Genomic DNA, 20818 nt, shown 5'->3' on the forward strand with positions numbered 1-20818 from the left:
CCGCCCCCGGAAGCCGGGGACGGGCACCGTCGAACGCGTGGGATTAGTGGTCGATGGCCTTCTCGACACCGACACCGGTGAGCGAGCGCACCTCCATCTCGACCGCCTTGTCCGTCAGGTCGGCGTCGGGCTTGCCGAGGAAGGTGCCGATGATCGCGAGGCCGAAGCCGATCGGAATGGAGATCAGGCCCGGGTTCTCCAGCGGGAACCAGTGGAAGTCCAGCGATTTGAACATCGACGTGGGCTTACCCGAGACGGCCGGGGAGAAGATGATGAGGACGATCGCCGAGATCAGGCCGCCGTACATCGAGAGCACGGCACCGGTCGTGTTGAACTTCCGCCAGAACAGCGAGAAGAGGATCGTCGGCAGGTTGGCCGACGCCGCGACGGCGAAGGCGAGCGCCACGAGGAACGCGATGTTCTGCCCCATCGCGCCGATGCCCAGGATGATCGACGCGATGCCGATGACGACCACCGTGATGCGCGAGACCCGCACCTGCGACTCCTCGGAGGCCTTGCCGCGCTTGATGACCCCGTTGTAGATGTCGTGCGCGAGGCTCGCCGACGCCGTGATCGCGAGACCCGCGACCACCGCGAGGATGGTTGCGAACGCGACCGCCGAGATGACCGCCATCAGGATCGTGCCGCCGAGCGAGAACGCCAGCAGCGGAGCCGCGGAGTTCACGCCGCCCGGCGCCTTCGCGATGACATCGGCGCCGACATAGGCCGCAGCACCGAAGCCCAGGACCAGGGTGAAGATGTAGAACGCGCCGATCAGGCCGATCGCCCAGGTGACCGAACGACGCGCCTCCTTCGCGGTGGGGACGGTGTAGAAGCGCATGAGCACGTGCGGCAGGCCGGCGGTACCGAGGACCAGCGCGAGCGCCAGCGAGAGGAAGTCCAGCTTGGTGGTCTCGGTCTTGCCGTACTTGAGGCCGGGCTCGATGATCTTCTCGCCGACGGCCTCCTTCGCCCCGGTCTTGGCGTTGGTGACGGTGCCGTCCATCGCCTTCTGCAGCAGATCGGAGAAGTTGCCCTTCACCGCGGCGAGCACCATGAGCGTCATGAGCAGCGCGCCGCCGACGAGCAGGACGGCCTTGACCATCTGCACGTAGGTGGTGCCCTTCATGCCGCCCACCAGGACGTAGACGATCATCAGCACGCCGACCACGGCGACCACGATCGACTGGCCGGTGTGCCCCTTGATGTTGAGCAGCAGGGCGACGAGGCCGCCCGCGCCCGCCATCTGCGCGATCAGGTAGAACAGCGACACCGTGAGCGTCGCGAGGGCCGCGGCCATCCGGACGGGCCGCTGCTTGAGCCGGAAGCTGAGGACGTCGGCCATGGTGAACTTGCCGACGTTGCGCAGCCGCTCGGCGACCAGCAGCAGTGCCACGAGCCACGCCACGAGGAAGCCGATCGAGTAGAGGAAACCGTCGTAGCCCTGCACGGCGATGGCGCCGCAGATGCCGAGGAAGCTGGCGGCGGAGAGGTAGTCGCCCGCGATGGCGAAACCGTTCTGCGGGCCGGTGAACGTGGCGCCGCCGGTGTAGAAGTCGGTGGCCTTCTTGGTGGTCCGGCTGGCGCGGATCACCAGACCCATCGTGAGGCCGATGAACAGGAGGAAGATCACGATGTTGAGCGTGGTCGAGCCGACCTGCTCGCCCACCTGAATCTTCCTGGGATCGAACGAGAACGCGAGGATGTCGGTCACTTCGGCTCTCCCTTGCCCAGCGCGACGTCGCCGCCGTCGCCCTTGAGGTCCGCCTCGATGCTCTGGCGGAGGTCCGTCGCCATGGGGTCGATGGTCCTGTTCGCGAACCGCACGTACGCCCAGGTGATGGCGAAGGTGGTGACGAACTGACCGAGACCCAGCACGAGCGCGACATTGATGTTGCCGAACAGCTTGTGGCTCATGAAGTCGTGCGCGTAGGTGGCCAGCAGCACGTACAGGACGTACCAGAGCAGGAAGGCCGCGGAGATCGGGAGCACGAACGACGCCAGCCTACGGCGGAGTTCGTGGAATTCCTTGCTGTCGTAGGCGCGTTGATAGACCGCAGCCGTATCATCTTCGTTCACGAGCGGAAGTGTGTCACGGACCACACTTATCAGGGGTTTGAATGGTCAACAAACCGCAATGCAACCCCCTGCAACCCGCCATCGGCGGACCACCGCTCCGTCAGGCGTCGAGGGCCCTCCGCGTCGCGGCCGCGATCTCGGCGACCTGCTCGTCGGTGGTGACGAAGGACGGCGAGTACTGGAGCGTGCCGAGCCCGGCCGCGCGACCCGACACACCTTGTGCGCGAAGCTTCTTCACCATGGCCATCGCCTCCGCGGGTTCGTGCAACTGCACGCCCGCCACGGCGCCGACGCCGCCGCGGACCTGCTTGACCTTCGGATGATCGGCCAGCGCCGAGAGCTCGCGGAGCAACGTGTCCTGCAAGCGCAGAGCCTCGGCCACGAGGTTCTCCCGCTCCATGATGTCGAGGACCGCCATCGCGGCGGCAGCGGCGGCCGCGTGCCCGCCGTAGGTGTACCCGTGGCGCCACCACACCCCGCCGGCGTAGAAGGGCTCCGCCACGTGCGGCGCGACGAACAGCGCGCCCATCGGGACGTAGCCGCTGGTGAGTCCTTTCGCCGTGGTCATGAGGTCCGGCTGCAGGTCGAACCGGCTCGACGCGAACCACGCACCGCCGATCCGACCGAAGCCCGTGATCACCTCGTCCGCGATGAACAGCACGTCGTGCTCGCGGCAGATGTCGCGGACCTCGCGCAGGTAGCCCTCCGGCGGCGGGAGCAGGCCACCCGCGCCGATCACCGGCTCCGCGACGAAGGCCGCGATCGAGTCGGCACCCACCCGCTCGATGAGCCCGAGCAGTTCCTTCGCGTCGTCCCACGCGATCGTCGCGGTGTCGTCGAACAGCACGCCGCCGTAACCCTCGGCGTTCACCGGAATGCCGCCGAGCGAGGTGCCACCGACGTGCATGCCGTGGTAGGCGTTCGACCGTCCGACGATCAGCTTCTTGTCGGGCCGGCCCTTCTCCTGCCAGTACCGGCGGGCGAGCTTGATCGCCGAGTCCACCGAATCGGAACCGCCGGAGGTGAAGAAGACCTTGCTGTCCGGCACCGGCGCGATGCCCTGCAGGCGGTCGGCCAGGGCCACCGTCGTGTCGGTGGCGGCGTCGCCGAACCCGGTCACGTGTGCGACTTTGAGCAGCTGGTCGCGCACCGCGTCGGCCACCTCGGCGCGGCCGTGCCCGACGTTGGCGAACCACAGACCCGCGGTCGCATCGAGGTAGCGATTGCCGTCGGTATCGAAGACGTACGAGCCCTCGCCGCGGGCGAAGACGAACGCGCCGTCGCGCTGCACGGCGCCCATGTCGGCGAAGCCGTGCCAGAGTGCCGATGAGGTCGTGGGTCCCTGTCCGCTCATAGGCATAAACTAGAGCAAATGAGTGAACAGGAGACGCGTACGGCACCATGCGGCGCAGACGAGGCGCAGCTCCGCCCCTCCACGAAGCGCGACCTGTACGCCGCCCTCGGCACCGACGCCGCGCCCGTCGTCACCCTCCGGGACGAGACGCGGTTGCGGGGCAAGCTGAAGCGCGCCAAGGATTCCGACCTCCCCCGGCTGGCCCGCGACGTCGACGCCGCACGGGAGCGCTTCGCGGTCCGCGCCGCGGCCGTCCCCGCGATCGTCTACCCGGAGAACCTGCCGGTCAGCGCCCGCCGCGACGAGATCGCGAGGGCCATCGCCGAGAACCAGGTGATCATCCTCGCCGGCGAGACCGGCTCGGGGAAGACCACCCAGCTGCCGAAGATCTGCCTCGAACTCGGACGCGGCGTGCGCGGCATGATCGGCCACACCCAGCCCCGGCGCCTCGCCGCCCGCTCCGTGGCCGAGCGCATCGCGGAGGAGACGGGTACCGAGCTGGGCGACACCGTCGGGTACGCCGTCCGGTTCACCGACAAGGTCTCACCGAAGACCTCCGTCAAACTCATGACCGACGGCATCCTGCTGCGCGAGCTCACCCGCGACCGGCTACTGCGCGATTACGACACGATCATCATCGACGAGGCGCACGAGCGCAGCCTCAACATCGACTTCCTGCTCGGCTACCTGCGGCAGATCCTCCCCCGCCGGCCCGATCTCAAGGTGATCGTCACGTCCGCGACCATCGAGCCGGAGCGGTTCGCGGCGCACTTCGCGCGGCCCGACGGTGCGCCGGCCCCCGTCATCGAGGTCTCCGGGCGTACCTACCCGGTGGAGATCCGCTACCGCCCGCTCGACGAGATGACCGACGACACCGAACCGCTCGACCAGGTGACGGGCATCGTCCACGCCGTGGACGAACTCTCCCGCGAGGCCCCGGGCGACGTCCTCGTCTTCCTCTCCGGCGAGCGGGAGATCCGCGACGCCGCGGAGGCACTGCAGGCCCACGTCCGGCCCGGCACGGAGATCCTGCCGCTCTACGCCCGCCTGTCCTCCGCCGAGCAGCACCGCGTCTTCGCGCCGCACTCCGGGCGCAGGATCGTGCTGTCCACCAACGTGGCCGAGACCTCGCTCACGGTGCCGGGCATCAAGTACGTGGTGGACACGGGCACCGCCCGCATCTCCCGCTACTCGACGCGCACCAAGGTCCAGCGGCTGCCGATCGAGCCGATCTCCCAGGCGTCGGCGCAGCAGCGCTCGGGCCGCTGCGGCCGAACCTCCGACGGCATCGCGATCCGCCTGTACTCCGAGGACGACTTCGACGCACGACCCGTCTACACGGATCCCGAGATCCTCCGCACCAACCTCGCCTCGGTCATCCTGTCGATGACGGCGCTCGAGCTCGGCGAGGTCTCCGCCTTCCCGTTCGTCCAGCCGCCCGACGAGCGCGCGGTGCGCGACGGGACGGCGCTGCTCGAGGAGCTGGGCGCGCTCACGGTCGCCGGGAGCGGAGCGAGCGGGACCGACGCGGGACCCGCCGCCCCGGGCCACAAGAAGCTCACGACGGTGGGCCGGCAACTGGCCGACCTCCCCGTCGATCCGCGGATGGCCCGGATGCTGGTGGCCGCCCGCGAGTTCGGCGTGCTGGCCGAGGTGCTGGTCATCGTTGCGGGCCTGTCGATCCAGGACGTGCGGGAGCGGCCGGCCGAGCACCGTCAGGCCGCGGACACGCAGCACGCCCGCTTCGCCGATCCCACCTCCGATTTCCTGTCCTACCTGAACCTGTGGCGCCATCTCCGCGAGCGCCGCGCGGAGCTCAGCTCGAGCGCCTTCCGCCGCGAATGCCAGCGCGAGTTCCTGCACTACGTGCGGATCCGGGAATGGCAGGACCTGCAGGGCCAACTCCGGCAGATCTGCCGGGACCTGGGATGGAAGGCCGAATCGCTCGGCCGGGAACCGGCACCGTCCGCGGACCTGATCCACCAGGCCATGCTGGCCGGACTGCTGTCCCAGATCGGCCTGCGCGAACCCGACGGGCGGGAATTCCTCGGTGCGCGCGGCGCGAAGTTCATGGTCTTCCCGGGATCCGCCCTGTACAAGAAACCGCCGCGACTCGTCATGGCCGGGGAACTGGTGGAGACCTCGCGGCTGTTCGCACGGACCGTCGCGAAGATCGAGCCGGAATGGGCTGAGAAGCTGGCGGGGCCACTCGCCAAACACCACTACTCCGAGCCGCACTGGTCCACCAAGCGCGAGGCCGTCCTCGCCAAGGAGCGGGTCACGCTGTTCGGGGTGCCCCTCGTGGCGGAACGCACCGTGAACTACGGCCGGATCGACCCGGTGGTCGCCCGCGACCTGTTCCTGCGGCACGCACTGGTCCAGGGCGAATGGCGCACCCGGCACCCGTTCTTCGCGCGCAACCGCGCGCTGCTCGACGACGCCGAGTACCTCGAGGACAAAGCCCGCCGCCGCGACCTCGTCATCGACGAGGACGGACTCTTCAACTTCTACGACCGCAGGGTCCCGGAGGGCATCGTCTCCGCCCGGCACTTCGACGCGTGGTGGAAGAAGGCCTCCCGCGGGGAGCCGACACTGTTGGACTTCACCGCGGACGACCTCCTCGCCGACGGTGCCGCCGAGGTGACGGCGGACGCGTACCCCACCACGTGGCTGCAGGGCCGCGTCGAGGTACCGCTGAAGTACCGCTTCGAGCCGGGTGCCACCGACGACGGGGTGACCGCACGGATCCCCGTCAAGGACCTGGCGACGGTGCGCGCGGACGGCTTCGAATGGCTCGTGCCCGCGATGCGCGAGGAGCTCGCGACGGCGCTGATCAAGTCGCTGCCGAAACAGCTGCGCCGCGAGGTCGTGCCCGCGCCCGACTTCGCCGCGGCCGCCCTCGCGCGGCTCACCCCGCGCGCCGAGCCGCTCGCCGACGGGCTCGCGCGGGAGCTGACCCAGTTGTCCGGCACGGTGATCCGTGCCGAGGACTTCTCCCCCGCCGCGCTGGCGGATCACCTACGGGTGACCTTCGTGGTGATCGGCGACGACGGCCGCGAGCTCGGTTCCGGCAAGGACCTCGACGCGCTCAAGCGACGGCTCGGGGCGGCCGTGCAGGAGGATCTGTCGAGCCGCGCGGGCGACTACGAGCGTGCACCCGCCCGGGAGTGGACCGCGGCCACACTCGGCGACGTGCCGCGCACCATCGACACGGAGGTCCGGGGCAGCCGGGTGACCGGGTTCGGGACCCTCTATCCCGACGGTGACCGGGCCGGCGTCCGGGTGGTCGCGAACGAGCCCGATCAGCTGGCACTGATGGGGGCCGGCCTCGACGTGCTGCTGTCGAACGTGCTGCCCGCAGCGCACAAGTCGGTGTTGCAGTCGGTCGGGCAGCGGGACCGGCTGGCGCTGTCGCAGAGCCCGTACCCGACGCCGATGGACCTGGTCGCCGACTGCCGCCGGCGCGCCATCACCGATCTCCGCACGCGCGTGGGCCTCGCTTGGACACCCGATGAGTTCACGGCCCTGACGGCGTCCGTGCGCGCGGGCCTGGGCGCCACGGTGCAGGAGTACTTCGCGGACGTCGCAGCGGCCGTGGCGACCGCGACGGAGGTGCGCGGCGCGATCGCCTCCGCGCCGCCCGCGCTCCGCGACGCCGCGGACGACATCGCCGAGCAGCTGGACGGCCTGCTGTTCCCCGGATTCGTGGCCGCCACGCCCGGCGTGCACGTGCGGCACCTACCGCGGTACACGGCCGGGGCAGCCGCGCGATGGGCGGCTCTGCCCGCGGCGATCGACCGGGACGACCGTGGGATGGCGACGCTCGACCGCGTGTACGGCGCGCTGACGGCGAAGCTCGACACGCTGCCCCAGCACCGTCGTGATGCGGCGCTGGACCAGGCGAACTGGTTGATCGAGGAGCTCCGCGTGAGCCTGTTCGCACAGTCGCTCGGCACCGCCGGCTCGATCTCCGAGAAGAAGGTGCTGGCCGCGATCGCGGCCCTGACCTGACCGCGCTACGCGGCGTCGGTCGGGCCCGCGGCGGCTGCGCGGGTGCGGAGGTCGCGGATCGCGGCCTCGAAGTCCTCGATGGACGAGAACCCCTGGTAGACGGATGCGAATCGCAGGTAGGCGACCTCGTCCAGGTCGCGCAGCGGGCCGAGGATGGCCAGGCCCACCTCGTTGGCGGGGACCTCGGCGACGCCGGTGGCCCGGACGGCCTCCTCGACCTGCTGGGCGAGCTTGTGCAGATCGTCCTCGGCCACGTCCCGGCCCTGGCAGGCCCGGCGCACGCCCTTCATGACCTTCTCGCGGCTGAAGGGCTCGGTGACGCCGTTGCGCTTGACCACGGCCATGACCGCGCTCTCGACCGTGGTGAACCGGCGCCCGCACTCGTTGCACGAGCGGCGCCGACGGATGCCCTGCCCGTCGTCGAACACCCGCGAATCGACCACACGGGTGTCCTCGTTCTTGCAGAACGGGCAATGCATGGGTTCACCTCCCGCGCGGGTGCGCTCGGATGTACGGCGGGGCAACTGCAGCACCGTGGCCCCTGCCACGGCCGTGCCCCGCGATCTCGACATCGAGAATACTCGGCGCGGCAACGGCACCACATTGTCGAGGTGCGCCACGCGCCCGCCCTGCCGGGAATCCACTATCGCCATCCGAGTGGTCATCCGCTTCTCCTTCGCTCGTGCTGTGCCGTCAGTACCGCGGGGTGACCAGCGTCTGCCCTGCGTGGACCCGCCCGTCGCGGAGCCCGTTGATCTCCTCGATCTCCGCGATCACCGAGGCCGGCGCATGATCGGGCGCGATCTCACGGGCGATCTGCTCGAGGCTCTGGCCCGTACGCACCGTGACGATCGACGTGAGCGCGGGCTGCGCGGCGCCGGCCGGGGCGGGATCCGCCTGCTGCGCGCCGCCGAACAGGACCAGCAGGCCCACGAACGTGCCGACCGCGAACAGCAGGCACACGGCCAGGGACGGGCCCGGGGTGCGCCGGGCGCAGCCGTCCACCCGCGAGACACCGCGACGCGTCCGACCGACCGAACGCACGCGCGGGCGTTCGACGGTGCGCCGCGCCGCGCCGCGCGCTCCGGTCACGCGGACCGCGCCGGGCACCGTTCGAACAGCGCCCTCGGACACCTCGTTCGACGAGGTGATCGATCGGTCCGCCACCTCCTGCGAACGACTCCGGGCGAGCCGCGGCGACACGCCGCGGGCCCGGGTGGCGCCGCGCCGATCCGCGGCCGCCGAGCCGTGCCGCGCCAGTGCCTGCGCCTCGGCAGCGGGCTCCTGTGCTGCGGTGATGACATCCCGATCGATGATCGCGGTCATGATCTCTCCCTACGTCGGTAGCGGGTCCTTCTCGCTCACCTACAGGTCTATCGGAGGGGACTGACAAGTTTTTCCATCCAGCCCCACCAGTCACACCGGAGTGCGTGCAGGTGTTCGAAAGAACTTCTGTTCGATTTCTACCACACCCTCGAGCGGAGCGGAAGACACGCGGGCAAATTTCTCGAACAGATGTTTGTCATGACCCAGCGGCTCGACTACAGTGGGTTGCAGAACCGAACGGGCGTGAGGAGCGGCACATGGCAGAGGAACGACAGGTCCAGCATCGGGACAAGCGCTTCCGCGACGCGCAGGGCAATGTCTCGGAGGATCACCTCACGCGCCGGCAGAAGCAGGTGCTCGAGGTCATTCGGCGCTCCGTGCGCGATCGCGGCTACCCGCCCAGCATCCGCGAGATCGGAGACGAGGTGGGTCTGACCTCCACCTCGTCGGTCGCGCATCAGCTGCGCACTCTCGAGCGCCTGGGCTTCCTGCACCGCGATCCCAACCGCCCGCGCGCAGTGAACGTGCAGGGCGCCGAGGAGCGCACGGCGCAGGTCATCCAGAAGGTCATGGAGGACGAGGACAGGATGCCGGAGCCGGCGTTCGTGCCGGTGCTCGGCCGGATCGCCGCGGGCGGCCCCATCCTCGCGGAGGAGGCGGTGGAGGAGATCTTCCCGCTGCCGCGTGAGTTGGTGGGCGAGGGCTCGCTGTTCCTTCTCAAAGTGGTCGGCGAGTCGATGACCGACGCGGCGATCTGCGATGGGGACTGGGTGGTCGTCCGGCAGCAGTCCGTCGCCGAGAACGGCGACATCGTGGCCGCGATGCTCGACGGCGAGGCCACGGTGAAGACCTTCCGCCGCACGGGTCGCGACGTATGGCTGATGCCGCACAACCCGGCGTTCGACCCGATCCACGGGAACGACGCGGTGATCCTCGGCAAGGTCGTCACGGTCATGCGGCGGATCTGAGCGTTCCCGTTTCCGGCAGCGCCGGCTCGTCGACCTCCCGGTCGAGAGCCGGCGTTCGTCGTCCTCCGAGGGAGGCGATCGCGCACGCCGCGCCGCCCAGTGCCAGCCCCACGACCACGCCGGGATGCACCGGCTCGCCCAGCATCACGAAGGCGAAAAACGCGGAGACCGAGGGGATCACGGCGAACAGCATCGCGGCGCCGCTCGCGCCCGCGATGCCGATCACCCGCAGGTACAACGTGGTGGCAGTCATGGAGCTGAGCAGCACCATCAGCACGAGCACCACCGCGCCCTGCACCGGGTGGAGCACCGACGCGTCGAAGAGCAGCGTCAATGCGCCCGCCGGCACCGCCGCGACGAGCATGCCGACCGCGTTCCCCGCGACCGGATCGACGTCCCCGCAGAACCGCTGCTGGTAGACGCCGCCGAGCGCGATGCCAGCCAGTCCGAGCAGGGTGAAGCCGATGCCCGCCCCGGCATGGGCCAGCGCGGGCACCGTCGACCAGCACGCCGTCACGACCGCCGCCAGTCCGAGCACTGCGGCCAGTGCCCTGCGCACCGTCAGGTGCTCCCCGAGGACGAGACGGGCCACCACGGCCGTCACCGCGGGATTGACGCCGATGATCAGCGCCGCGACCCCGGCGGGCACGCCCGCACGCAGTCCGAGGTAGCACCCGAGGAACTGCGCCGCCTGCGTCAGCAGCCCCACCACGACGGCGTGCCCCAGTGCAGCACCCGTCGGATTCCGGCGGCCGGTCACACGCACGACACCGAGCATCAGAACACCGGAGATCGCGAACCGGAGGAACAACAGCAGGAACGGGCTCATCGCCGCGACGCCGAGCGCGCCGAGCGGATAGCCGAACGCGTACAGGACGATGACGGAGACGGCGAGCATCGGAGGGATTCTCATGGCTCCCATCGTCGAACGCGCAGGCAGCGCTCGTCCAACAATGATTGACGATCATGATCGATCGAGGATATCGTTCGGTCATGTCCACACCGATCCTCGACATCGTCCCGCTGCGCAGCATCGTGGCGATCGCGCGGTGCGGCGGGGTCCACCGCGCCGCGGAAGCACTGCACCTGACGCAGTCGACGGTGAGCGCGCACCTACGGCGGCTGGAGAAGTCGACCGGCGGGACGATCGTGGAGAAGGCCGGTCGGGGCGTCCGGTTCACCGACCACGGCTCTCGCCTCCTGGCACACGCCCAGACGATCCTCGACGCGCACGACGCCGCCGTCCACGAGCTGTCGTCGCCGACCACCAGGACGCTGTCCGTCGCGGCGACGGAACACGGCGCCGACCGTCTCATCCCCGCGCTGAGCAAGGCCTTCGGCACCCTGCCGGGCGGCTGGGCGGCGCACTTCCGCTTCGATCGCAGCGCGCAGGTCGCGAACGCCGTGGAGCACGGGCTCGCCGACGTATCGGTGTTCCTCGCCGCGGCGGACCACCCCGACGCCGTCGGGCCGATCCCCCTCCACTGGTACGCGGCGCGCGAATGGGCCGTCCCCGAGGGCACGGTCCCGGTCCTGCTCTTCGACGAACCGTGCGTCCTCCGCTCCCCCGCGACGGCAGCGCTGCGGCGGTCGGGGATCGACTACACGATCGCCGTCGAGGCCGCGAACCTCGCCGGACTCTACTCCGCCGCCCGCAGCGGCATCGGCGCGACCCTGCTGCCCGCGATCGACGCGACCGACGGACTCGTCCCCGTCGACGCGCTTCCCGCCATCCCCGCGATCACGCTCGCGGTCACCGTCGGGCCGCGCGTGCCGCCGGCCGTCCGCGCTGCCGTGCGACGCGGCGCCGCGACGCTGACGGCCGCCGGCTAGCCGCCGACCGCCTCGGCGTACCGGCGCAGATGGTCGGTGGCGGAACCGAACTCGGTCTCGATCACGGTGAGCCGCTTGAAGCAGTGACCGATCGCGAGTTCCTCGGTGAGCCCCATGCCGCCGTGCAGCTGCACCGCGTTCTGGCCGACGAACCGCGCCGCCCGGGCGATCGTAATCTTCGCCGCGGACACTGCCCGCCGGCGCACCCGCGGCTCGGCGTCCAGGTTGAGCACGGCCAGGTAGGCCGCGGCCACGGACTGCTCCACCTCCAGCGCCATGTCGACCATCCGGTGCTGCAGCGCCTGGAAGGAGCCGATCGGCACGCCGAACTGGCGACGGTTGCGGGTGTACTCGACGGTGTCCTCGAGCACCCGGCGCATGATGCCGACCGCCTCGCTGCAGACGGCTGCGGCACCGTCGTCCAGGGCGCGTTCGACGAGCTCCCAGGCCCGCCCCTCGGCACCGAGCAGCGCCGCTGCGGGCACGCGGACGTCCGTGAGCACCAGGTCGCCCGTGTGATGGTCGTCGATCGTGCGGAAGTACCGGGCGTCGGCCCCGCCGGGCGGCGCCTGCGGGTCGAACTCGACCAGGAACAGCGAGAGCCCCTCCCGGTCGAGCCGGTCCCCCGTGGTCCGCGCGACCACGATCAGGTGGGTCGCGAGCGGGAGGTCGGCGACCACGATCTTGGCGCCGGACAGCACGTAGTCGTCGCCGTCGCGGACCGCGGTGGCCTGCACGTCCCAGGGCTCGCGCCCCGACTCGGGTTCGGTGAGGGCGACCGCGATCCGGGCGTCACCCGCGGCGACGGCCGACAGCACGGCGTCGGCGGCCGGACCACCGGAGCCACGGAGCAGGGCGGCGCCCACCACGACCGTGCCGGTGTACGGCTCCACTACCAGGGCGCGGCCGAGTTCCTCGGCGATCACCATCATCTCCTCGGGCCCTCCGCCGAGGCCGCCCACGGACTCGGGCAGCGTCGCGGCGAGAATCCCCAGGTCGGAAGCGAATGCCTCCCAGACCGCGGGTTGCCAGCCGGCCTCGGACCGTGCGGCGCTCCGCGATTCGACCAGCGGGTACCGACCCGCGAGGTAGGACCGCACGGCGTCGCGCAGCATGCTCTGTTCGTCGGTGAGTGTGAAGTCCATCTACAGCCCCAATGCCGCTTTCGCCAGGATGTTCCGTTGAATCTCGTTGGAGCCCGCGTAGATCGAGCCCGCACGATCGTTGAAGTAGCGCAGCGGCGCCACGGCCTGCCAGAGGTCGCCACTGTGCGCCCCGTCCGCCGGCGGCAGGTACTCGACCACCGGACCGCCCGGCCGGGTGACGTGCGGCTGGTAGACGCGGCCCCGCGGCCCCGCGCTCTTGTGCACGAACTCGGTGACCGCCTGGCTCAGTTCGGTGCCCAGGATCTTGAGCATCGACGATGCCGGGCCCGGGTTGCCGCCCTCGGCCAGCACGGCGAGCGAGCGGTGCTCGAGGATCTCGAGCACGTCGACGCGGGCGCGCAGCTCGGCGAGGCCGAGCCGGAAGTCGTCGTCCTCCGAGAGCGGGCGGCCGCCCCGCCCGGGCACCGTCGTCGCTCGTTCGGCGAGCCGGTCCAGCGAGACCTGCAGCCACGGTGCGGACGCGCCGCCCCCGCGTTCGAACTCGAGGAGGTACTTGGCGACGGTCCAGCCCTCGTCGATCGTCCCGAGCACGTTGGCCTTCGGCACGCGCACCTTGTCGAAGAAGACGACGTTCTGCACCTCCTCGCCCGAGGCCATGACGAGGGGCTGGATCTCGATGCCGGGCACCGTCATGTCGAGCAGCAGGAAGGTGATGCCCTGCTGCTTGCGCTCCTGCTTCGAGGTGCGCACCAGCGCGAACATCCAGTTCGCCTCCCGGGCGTGAGTGGTCCAGATCTTCGAACCGGTGAGGACGAGATCGTCGCCGTCGGACTCCGCGCGCATCGCCAGTGACGCGAGGTCAGAGCCCGACTCGGGCTCGGAGTAGCCCTGGCAGAAGAACACCGACGCGTCGAGGATCCCCGGCAGGAAGAAGCGCTTCTGCTCCTCGGTGCCGAATTTCACGATCGCGTGCGCCACCATCCGGATCCCCATCGGCGACAGGAAGGGCGCACCGGCGAGCACGGACTCGCGGGCGAAGATGTAGTGCTGCGCCACCGTCCAGTCGCAACCGCCCCACTCGACGGGCCACGCCGGCGCGGCCCAGCCCCGCCCGTGCAGGATCGCCTGCCACTGCAGGCTCGCCTCGTGGTCCGAGTACACGCTGGTGGCGAGGTCGCCCGCGGCGCGCAGATCGTCGGTGAGGTGCTCGTCCAGGAACGCCCGCACCTCGTCGCGGAACGCCTCTTCGGCCGCCGTGAACGTCACATCCATCCGGGATTCCCCTCGTTGACACCCTCGCTCTAGCGAGACAAAATAGGAGTATGTCTCATCCATCGCGTCCTGACAACCAGTCCGCCGTGATCCGTCGCGCGGCCGAGTGGTTCCGCGAAGGCCGCCGGGTGGACCTGGGGCAGCTGGCGAAGGCCAGCGGCATCGGCCGGGCCACGCTGTACCGCTGGTTCGAGGGGCGGGAACAGGTGGTCGGCGAGGCGGTCTGGCTCGGTATCGCCCAGGCGATCGAGCGCGTCGAATCCACGGAGCCCGTGCGCGACCGCGCGGCCTTCCTCCGGTCCTTCGGGCGCCTGGCGCACGAGGTCCGTGCCTATCCCCCGCTCACCGGATTCGCCGCGGAGGAACCGGAATTCGCGATGCGGGTCCTGCAGGCTCCCGGCAGCGTGGTGCAGGAGCGGCTCATCGCATGGGTGGCGGCCTGGCTGACGGACCTCGCGATCCCGCAGCCCGACGGTGCGCGGGACGTCACCCGCGCCGACCTGGCCTACGCGATCGTGCGGCTCGCCGAGTCCTTCCTATGGTCGGACATGATCATCGGCACCCCGCCGCAGCCCGACACCGCGACGGCCCTCGTCGCACTGCTCCTCGACGGCGCCTCCGGCCGCGGGCCGTCCGGCCGCGAGGCCGCGGATTAGCCGGAGACGATGCCCACGACCAGGTTGATCGCGGTGGCCAGGATCAGCGTGCCGAAGGCGTACGACAGCAGGCACTGGCGCAGCACCAGGCTGCGGATCGTCGGCGACGAGACGGACGTGTCGGAGACCTGATAGGTCATGCCGAGGTTGTAGCTGAAGTAGAAGAAGTCGCGGTACGCGGGCGCGATGTCGGCGTTCCAGTCGATCCCACCGGCTTGGTCACCGGGATCGCCGTAGTACTCCGCCGCGTACTGCGTCGCGTAGGTCAGGTGCAGCGCGGCTTCTCTAGGCTATCTATTGTTGTCGAGGACGGGCCGTTTAGGGAGGGCAGTATGTCCGGGTGGTCGGGTTGGAGTGTGACGTTCTATGACTTCACGTCGCCGGTCGTGCCTCCGAGTGGCGTGCCCGACTTCGGGGATGTGCATGAGCGGGCTGTGGTTAACGGCGCGCGACATGGGACTCCGGTGTTGGTCGGCCCGGGTGGTCGGCCGGATTCGCGGGTGAATCTGTTCTTCCGCACGGGAGCGATGGCCGGGGCGCGGCCGTCGACGTGGCGGCGGTATGCGTATGCGCTGGTTGTGTGGTTGAACTATCTTGATTCAGTCGGGCGGGGGTGGTGGGAGGCGACAGCGCGTGATGTGGAGGCGTTCAAGGAGTGGCGGCTGTCAGCGGTCGCTAACGCGGGGAGGGTTCAGCCGACGAGCTTCGATACCGATCGCGCGGCGTTGAACAGCTTCTACTGCTGGGCGGATCAACGTTTCGGGGTGGCTAATCCGGTCGCGTCAGTTACTGCCGGCGGTCAGCGCGGCCGCGGTCCGTCCGGTGGTGCCGCGGGCGGCTCGTGGTCGGTGCGGGATCCGTTGCGCCCGGCGGGAGCTACGCGGCGTCAGGTCAAGTGGATGCTGCGGCAGGCGTTTGAGCAGTGGCGCGATATCGGATTGTGTGGGTACGACTTCGACGGCCTGCGCCGTCGCGGGTGGCGCGGCGGGAATGAGGACCGCGATGCTGCGTTCGTCGACGGCCTCTACGGGACGGGGCTGCGGCTGACGGAGTGGGCGAGCGTCCTCGACGTCGAGGTCCCGGAACCGAGCGCACAACGGTTCGTTCCAGCTCATTTGGCGGCGGCGTGCATCAAGGGCGGCCGCGCGGGGCGCACCTATCGGATCCCGCGCACTGTGCTGCGGTCGGTCGCCGGGTATACCGATTCGGTGGCGGGGTCCCGGATACACGCGATCCGGCGGGCGCAAAAGGCTGGCCGCTACGAGCGGCTGACTGGGATTCGGATCGTTGTTGGGTATCGGCCGCAGAGTCGGCATCTATTGATCGAGGACGATCGCGGCGGAGTGGATCCGGTTTCGCTGGATGTGCTGGGACCTGATGAGCGGCGGCAGTTGTTCCGGCGCACCAAGGGTGGGCTTGAGCCGCTGTGGCTGTGGCTCGCCCCGAGCGGGGTGCCGAAGAAGCCGCATGGCTGGGAAGACACCTTCGATCATGCCAATGATCGTGTCGCAAGCGTGTGGACGGCCACGGTCGGCGACGGGCGAGATCCCGCGGCCTGTCCGTTGTGGGCGCGGCCACATATGCTGCGGCACTCGTTCTGTTTGAGGTGGTACTCGATTCTCTCGGCGGTGTGGCGCTCCCGGGTCGCAGGCCTGTCCGAGGAGCAGATGCGGGATCTGCGCGATCAGCTCGGCGATATCTGGTTCCAGCTGGCCGCGCTGATGGGGCACGCCCATCCGATGACCACGCGGGAGACTTACCTGGAGCCGTTCGCCGGCCTGGAATTCGACTACCTGATGGCGCTGCTCGACGAGGACGAGACCGCAGGCGTGGACTCTCTGTTACACGCCCTCGCGGATGCGGGCGGGCGCACCGTGCAGCCGGTCAGCATCACCGAGGCGGACGGTCGGTGACGCGCGGCGGCCGCAGGGCGACGCTACCTCCTGACGGGTGGACCCCACAGCCTCGCCTCGGACCAGACGGTCACCATGTGACCTTCGTCGGAGAAACCAGCGGGAAAACTACAGTGTTCGATTTTACGGACCTCCCGGTGGCCGAGCCGATCCGGCGGTGGCTGGCCGAGCGTGTGGCTGACCAGTTCTCCACGCGGTCAACGGTGAAGCGGTTGAGCACCGCGCGCGGACTTGTGCATACGGCCAAGCGGTTCGCCGTCGTGATCGCCGAGCACCCCACACCCGCGCGCACTCCGCAAGATGTCGGCCCCGAGCATGTCCTGGCATATCGGGAGCGCTACCAGCACCTCAAACCTAGGACGGTCGCCACGTACGTCGAGAGCCTGCGGCAACTGCTCGACGGCGATGAGCAGCTCACCACGCATACGCGGGACACTCTGGCAGCTGTTCGAGTGCGCCAGGGCTCCCACCGTAACGTGAGCAAGACCGGCTACACCGATGACCAGTGGCAGCAGATCCTCACCGCTGCGCGCCACGACATCCGGCTTGCCCGCACACGGATTGAGAACGCGCAGCAGCTCGTAGCCCGGTACCGATCAGGCCAGGTGCCCGCCGGCAGCGATGACGCGGCACTCGGCTCCCTACTCGATGGTTTCGACCGCACGGGGCAGTTGCCGCGAACCAAGTCCGGGTACGCGACTCCGGTGGTGAACCGCTTCGGCGGACTGATCAAGGTCTCGTCCATGTTGTGCCTATCTCCGGGGGAGCTGGTCGCGTTCGCGGTGCTGTTGATCGCGTTGACCGGGCAGAACTTCGGCACGATCGCAGCCTGGCCGGCGGCGCACTTTCGTCCCGACGGCGGTTTGACCGACCGTGGTGTGGCCTTAGTCGAAGCCAGCAAGCCGCGCCGCGGGCCCGAGCGCGAACACATGATCATCGCGCTCGAAGACATCCTCACCAGCGACGACCCGGAACGCCGGTGGCTGCGGTCCCCGCTACGGGTCTACCAGCTGCTTCTGAGCCTCGGGGAGACCGCGCGACGCCTTAGTGGCAGCGACAACTTATTCGCCGGCCGGATCGCCAAACAGATCGTGCACACCCCCACGCCGTGGATCACCACTCTGGTCAGCCTGCACGTACAGCGGTGGGCCGCCGCCCACGGATTTCCCACCGCCACGACCACAACCGCGGCCCGCGGCAAGCCGGTGGTGGCGGTTCGGACGCTGAGGTTGACCGCGATCGAACGTCGCCGCCGCCCGATGGCGCACACCACGGCCACCATGAACGACACCTACCTCATGCCCCAGCGCAGCGTGCAGGTCGAGGGACAGGCCGTCGTCGCGGCAGCCCTCAACAGCGAGGTCGATAAGGCGCACAAGCACGCGCGGGTACCTGTCTTCACCCGCCATTTCGTTGACCTGGCCCACCATGACCCGCACGCGGCCGCCACGCACGCAGGTATGGATGTCCCGGTTTTGACCGGCCTTCTCGACGGCAGTCACGACACGATCCTGCTGTCCTGCCGCGACAACGAGGACAGCCCGCACAGTCCCCCGGGAAGCCCGTGTCCCGTGTCGTTTCTCACGTGCCTCGATTGCACCAACGCGCGTGCCCTACCGCACCAGTTGCCGGTCCAACTCGCGGCAGCCGACGCCCTGGTGCAGCTGCGCCCACACCTGCAACCCGAACTGTGGGCGGCGCGGTACGCGCCACGCTTACAGCAACTGCACGAGATCACCGCCAGCTTCTCCCGCGCGGAGATCGACCATGCCAGAACAGCGATCACCGCCGAGCACCGTCAGCGCGTCAACGACCTACTCGAGGGACAATGGGACCTGCAATAACCAACGCTACCAGCGCCCACGACGGTGACCTGGCCGCCGTCATCGTCCTTCATAAGCACGTACTGCGCCCAGGAACCCCGCCCGGCAAGCTGTCCCGGTTCGGCGATCCGATCTGGCACATCGCTCCCGCGCACCCTGACGCCCACGCGAAGATCAACAGCATCTACTGGGACCGCTGGCCCAATGAACTGGTCCCCGTGTTCAAAGAGATCGCCCTGGCGTTCCTCACCCGTCCCGTCCCGCGCACCATCACCGTCAGCAGCGACGGCGAACTGATGAGTATCGGCACCGTATCGTTTCGGCTGCGGACCTTGCGGGTCTTCGCGGCCTGGATGAGCCTGCATCAACTGTGCGGCCTGCACGAGGTCACCGATGAGCACCTCGAACGCTATCGCCAGCATGTGCTGCAGCTGCAAGCGAGCAACCGTCACAAGAAGGAACTGCTCGTCGCCGTGCGGACCGTGTGGAGCTTCCAAGCAGTGCTGCCGCAACAGTGCCGGTTCGACGCCGTCGCACCGTGGGCCGGCAGCGCGCCCGCGAAGCTGGCCGCATCACCTTGCCGCCCGGCCGGCGCAGAGAACACCACACCCCGCATCGCTCCGGCCACCATGGAACCGCTGCTGCATTGGAGCCTGCGGATGGTCGAAGACATCGGCCCCGACATTATCGCCGCCCTCACCGAGGTCAAGCAGCTCGACGCCGGCACCCACCCCAGCCAGCAACACCTCCACAACCTGACCTCCCGCGAACGAGTGCAGGCCTTCGTCGCCGACGCAACCGCACACAGCCGCCCTGTCCCGGGGCACCCTCTCCGGGACGAACACGAACAGCCCCGAATCAATTGGCGGCACCTCGCCAGACTGCTCATGTTGCCCAGTCGGCGCGTGGATCCCTGCCTACGGCCACTTGTGCTCGAAAGCGACCTGCCCGTCGCAGACGGCTCCCCGATCGGCGCCATCACCGGACATATCGACGGACGGCCGTGGCGCACGAGCCCCCTCAGCACGCAGGAACTTCCCCAGCTCGCCGCGCATCTCTCGGTAGCCTGCTTCGTGGTCATCAGCTACCTGTCGGGGATGCGGCCCGGCGAGGTCCTCAACCTTCGTCGAGGCTGCGCCCAACGTGATCACGACACCGGCCAGCTGCTGGTCCTCGGCCGATACGGCAAAGGCGCCGCCCGCACGCCGCGCCCGACACTCGGCGACGACCCCTTCGAGCGCACCTGGGTCGTCGTACAACCGGTCCACCAGGCAATCAACCTGCTCGAACAACTCGGTGACACTCCCCTACTGTTTCCCTCCAGCCACTACAAGCCGCACGCTATCCGCCCCGCCGACCGCAACGCTCGTCGCGCCCAAGACATCACCTCCGACATTGCCGCATTCATCACGTGGATCAACAGCACCTTCGTCCGCCTCGACCACGAACCGGTCATCCCACCGGACCCTGCCGGACGGATCTACCCCTCCCGGTTCCGCCGCACCCTGGCCTACTTCATCGTCCGCCGGCCCCGCGGCCTCATCGCCGCAGCCCTGCAGTACGGGCACGTCTCGACCACCATGACCATGAGCTACAGCGGCCAAGCAGACACTGCCTGGCTCAACGACCTCGCCGTCGAACGCCTCGAATCCGTACTCGAACACAACCAGCGCGACCACGAACTCCTCACCGCCGGTGAACACATCAGCGGCCCCGCCGCCAGCAACTACCACCACCGCATCCAGTCCGCACACCGCTTCGCCGGCCACGTCGTCAACCGCGTCCGCAACGCCGAACGCCTCCTCCAACACATCGACCACAACATCCACCACGGCAACGGCATGACCTGCGTCTACCGCGCCGACACCGCAGCATGCCGTACCGCCCGCATCACCGAAGGGCTGCCCACCCCGACCGGCCCCATCGACACAGAATGAACCACCCCGGGTTTCCCGGAGGATCTCTCAGTTGGCTACCTGGACCAGCTGGTCAGGCAGGGTAGGCACCGTTTCGGTGGCCTGGTGTCGATCGTAGTAGATCCGCTCGGCGTGCACCGGGCTCAGGTCGTTGCAGTACCCGTTCGGGCGTTCGTGGTTGTACCAGTGCACCCATTCGGCGGTCGCCGCCTGCAGGTCGGCCAGGCCGGCCCACGGGGCTTCGCGGTAGACGAGCTCGGTCTTGTAGCTCGAGTTCACCGACTCGGCGAGCGCGTTGTCGTAGCTGTCGCCGATACTGCCGATCGACGGCCGCACACCGATGTCGGCCAACGACTGACTGTAGGTGATCGCGGTGTACTGCGACCCCGCATCACTGTGATGAATGAGCTGATCGAAAGTAACTGCACCCCAACGTTTCCTGTCACTGATAGCCTGGTCTACCGCAGCTTGCACCAGCGACTCGGTCATCGCGGTCGAGCATTTCCAGCCCACGATCCGGCGGGCGAACACATCGGTGACGAACGCCGTGTACACCCACCC

At 69.2% G+C, this 20818-nt stretch carries 15 protein-coding genes and 2 pseudogenes; 7 read left to right on the forward strand and 10 right to left on the reverse strand.

What is annotated here, in order from left to right; genetic code table 11:
• Window positions 1–43: 43 nt before the first annotated feature.
• The 3 genes from AXK60_RS16890 to AXK60_RS16900 form a co-directional block, all read right to left on the reverse strand.
• Window positions 44–1675, reverse strand: a complete 1632-nt coding sequence (locus AXK60_RS16890) for a solute symporter family protein (RefSeq protein ID WP_414930007.1) — start codon at window positions 1673–1675, stop codon at window positions 44–46.
• 35 nt (window positions 1676–1710) lie between these two features.
• Entirely contained in the window at window positions 1711–2079 is a 369-nt protein-coding gene (locus AXK60_RS16895) for a DUF485 domain-containing protein (protein WP_068572912.1), read from the reverse strand.
• Between the two features lie 100 nt (window positions 2080–2179).
• The gene (locus AXK60_RS16900) at window positions 2180–3433 is read right to left on the reverse strand and encodes an aminotransferase family protein (RefSeq protein ID WP_068572793.1); all 1254 of its coding nucleotides are present in this window, start codon (window positions 3431–3433) and stop codon (window positions 2180–2182) included.
• Window positions 3434–3451: 18 nt separating this feature from the next.
• Between AXK60_RS16900 and hrpA the strand changes: the two genes are divergently transcribed.
• On the forward strand, window positions 3452–7444 hold the full coding sequence (hrpA, locus tag AXK60_RS16905; RefSeq protein WP_082778076.1) for an ATP-dependent RNA helicase HrpA: 3993 nt from the start codon (window positions 3452–3454) through the stop codon (window positions 7442–7444).
• A gap of 5 nt (window positions 7445–7449) precedes the next feature.
• On the opposite strand, the gene nrdR is transcribed toward hrpA, so the two are convergent.
• Window positions 7450–7923, reverse strand: a complete 474-nt coding sequence (gene nrdR / locus AXK60_RS16910; protein WP_068572794.1) for a transcriptional regulator NrdR — start codon at window positions 7921–7923, stop codon at window positions 7450–7452.
• Between the two features lie 214 nt (window positions 7924–8137).
• Window positions 8138–8770, reverse strand: coding sequence for a LysM peptidoglycan-binding domain-containing protein (locus tag AXK60_RS25925; RefSeq protein ID WP_068572796.1), 633 nt, complete (start codon window positions 8768–8770; stop codon window positions 8138–8140).
• Window positions 8771–9027: 257 nt separating this feature from the next.
• Here AXK60_RS25925 and lexA point away from each other — a divergent pair, with 257 nt between their 5' ends.
• On the forward strand, window positions 9028–9738 hold the full coding sequence (gene lexA / locus AXK60_RS16920; RefSeq protein ID WP_082778077.1) for a transcriptional repressor LexA: 711 nt from the start codon (window positions 9028–9030) through the stop codon (window positions 9736–9738).
• Here the strand turns inward: lexA and AXK60_RS16925 are convergent.
• The gene (locus AXK60_RS16925; RefSeq protein WP_175400051.1) at window positions 9722–10651 is read right to left on the reverse strand and encodes a DMT family transporter; all 930 of its coding nucleotides are present in this window, start codon (window positions 10649–10651) and stop codon (window positions 9722–9724) included. The two genes, lexA and AXK60_RS16925, sit on opposite strands and share 17 nt — an antisense overlap.
• Window positions 10652–10731: 80 nt before the next feature.
• On the opposite strand from AXK60_RS16925, the gene AXK60_RS16930 reads away from it, so the two are divergent.
• On the forward strand, window positions 10732–11571 hold the full coding sequence (locus AXK60_RS16930; protein ID WP_068572799.1) for a LysR family transcriptional regulator: 840 nt from the start codon (window positions 10732–10734) through the stop codon (window positions 11569–11571).
• Here AXK60_RS16930 and AXK60_RS16935 read toward each other — a convergent pair.
• Both AXK60_RS16935 and AXK60_RS16940 read right to left on the reverse strand, forming a co-directional pair.
• Window positions 11568–12716 (reverse strand): acyl-CoA dehydrogenase family protein, encoded by a 1149-nt coding sequence (locus AXK60_RS16935; protein WP_068572802.1) that lies wholly within the window; start codon window positions 12714–12716, stop codon window positions 11568–11570. The genes AXK60_RS16930 and AXK60_RS16935 overlap by 4 nt on opposite strands.
• Complete coding sequence (locus AXK60_RS16940; protein ID WP_068572804.1) at window positions 12717–13949, reverse strand: acyl-CoA dehydrogenase family protein; 1233 nt, start codon at window positions 13947–13949, stop codon at window positions 12717–12719. It abuts the gene before it with no gap.
• 50 nt (window positions 13950–13999) lie between these two features.
• Between AXK60_RS16940 and AXK60_RS16945 the strand changes: the two genes are divergently transcribed.
• Window positions 14000–14605, forward strand: a complete 606-nt coding sequence (locus tag AXK60_RS16945; protein WP_139058010.1) for a TetR/AcrR family transcriptional regulator — start codon at window positions 14000–14002, stop codon at window positions 14603–14605.
• On the opposite strand, the pseudogene AXK60_RS16950 reads toward AXK60_RS16945, so the two are convergent.
• Window positions 14602–14886: pseudogene (locus AXK60_RS16950) on the reverse strand (DUF1345 domain-containing protein); the annotation flags it as partial. The gene AXK60_RS16945 and the pseudogene AXK60_RS16950 overlap by 4 nt on opposite strands.
• A gap of 75 nt (window positions 14887–14961) precedes the next feature.
• Here AXK60_RS16950 and AXK60_RS16955 point away from each other — a divergent pair.
• The 3 genes from AXK60_RS16955 (at window position 14962) to AXK60_RS16965 (ending at window position 20278) form a co-directional block, all read left to right on the forward strand.
• On the forward strand, window positions 14962–16518 hold the full coding sequence (locus tag AXK60_RS16955; RefSeq protein WP_217491787.1) for a site-specific integrase: 1557 nt from the start codon (window positions 14962–14964) through the stop codon (window positions 16516–16518).
• Window positions 16519–16655: 137 nt separating this feature from the next.
• The gene (locus AXK60_RS16960; RefSeq protein ID WP_217491788.1) at window positions 16656–18362 is read left to right on the forward strand and encodes a hypothetical protein; all 1707 of its coding nucleotides are present in this window, start codon (window positions 16656–16658) and stop codon (window positions 18360–18362) included.
• A complete protein-coding gene (locus tag AXK60_RS16965; protein WP_068572810.1) occupies window positions 18347–20278 on the forward strand; it encodes a hypothetical protein in 1932 nt (643 codons plus the stop codon). Before AXK60_RS16960 ends, AXK60_RS16965 begins: the two co-directional genes overlap by 16 nt.
• Before the next feature lie 126 nt (window positions 20279–20404).
• Here the strand turns inward: AXK60_RS16965 and AXK60_RS16970 are convergent.
• Window positions 20405–20818 (reverse strand): annotated as a pseudogene (locus AXK60_RS16970) (transposase); the annotation flags it as partial.

This window comes from Tsukamurella pseudospumae (assembly GCF_001575195.1).
Lineage (GTDB): Bacteria > Actinomycetota > Actinomycetes > Mycobacteriales > Mycobacteriaceae > Tsukamurella > Tsukamurella pseudospumae.

What these genes read in the sequence shown, in the direction of transcription:
- AXK60_RS16900 (WP_068572793.1), bottom strand. Translation starts at nt 3,433, where the DNA reads ATGAGCGGACAGGGACCCACGACCTCATCGGCACTCTGGCACGGCTTC.
- hrpA (WP_082778076.1), top strand. Translation starts at nt 3,452, where the DNA reads ATGAGTGAACAGGAGACGCGTACGGCACCATGCGGCGCAGACGAGGCG.
- nrdR (WP_068572794.1), bottom strand. Translation starts at nt 7,923, where the DNA reads ATGCATTGCCCGTTCTGCAAGAACGAGGACACCCGTGTGGTCGATTCG.
- AXK60_RS25925 (WP_068572796.1), bottom strand. Translation starts at nt 8,770, where the DNA reads ATGACCGCGATCATCGATCGGGATGTCATCACCGCAGCACAGGAGCCC.
- lexA (WP_082778077.1), top strand. Translation starts at nt 9,028, where the DNA reads ATGGCAGAGGAACGACAGGTCCAGCATCGGGACAAGCGCTTCCGCGAC.
- AXK60_RS16925 (WP_175400051.1), bottom strand. Translation starts at nt 10,651, where the DNA reads ATGAGAATCCCTCCGATGCTCGCCGTCTCCGTCATCGTCCTGTACGCG.
- AXK60_RS16930 (WP_068572799.1), top strand. Translation starts at nt 10,732, where the DNA reads ATGTCCACACCGATCCTCGACATCGTCCCGCTGCGCAGCATCGTGGCG.
- AXK60_RS16935 (WP_068572802.1), bottom strand. Translation starts at nt 12,716, where the DNA reads ATGGACTTCACACTCACCGACGAACAGAGCATGCTGCGCGACGCCGTG.
- AXK60_RS16940 (WP_068572804.1), bottom strand. Translation starts at nt 13,949, where the DNA reads ATGGATGTGACGTTCACGGCGGCCGAAGAGGCGTTCCGCGACGAGGTG.
- AXK60_RS16945 (WP_139058010.1), top strand. Translation starts at nt 14,000, where the DNA reads ATGTCTCATCCATCGCGTCCTGACAACCAGTCCGCCGTGATCCGTCGC.
- AXK60_RS16965 (WP_068572810.1), top strand. Translation starts at nt 18,347, where the DNA reads ATGGGACCTGCAATAACCAACGCTACCAGCGCCCACGACGGTGACCTG.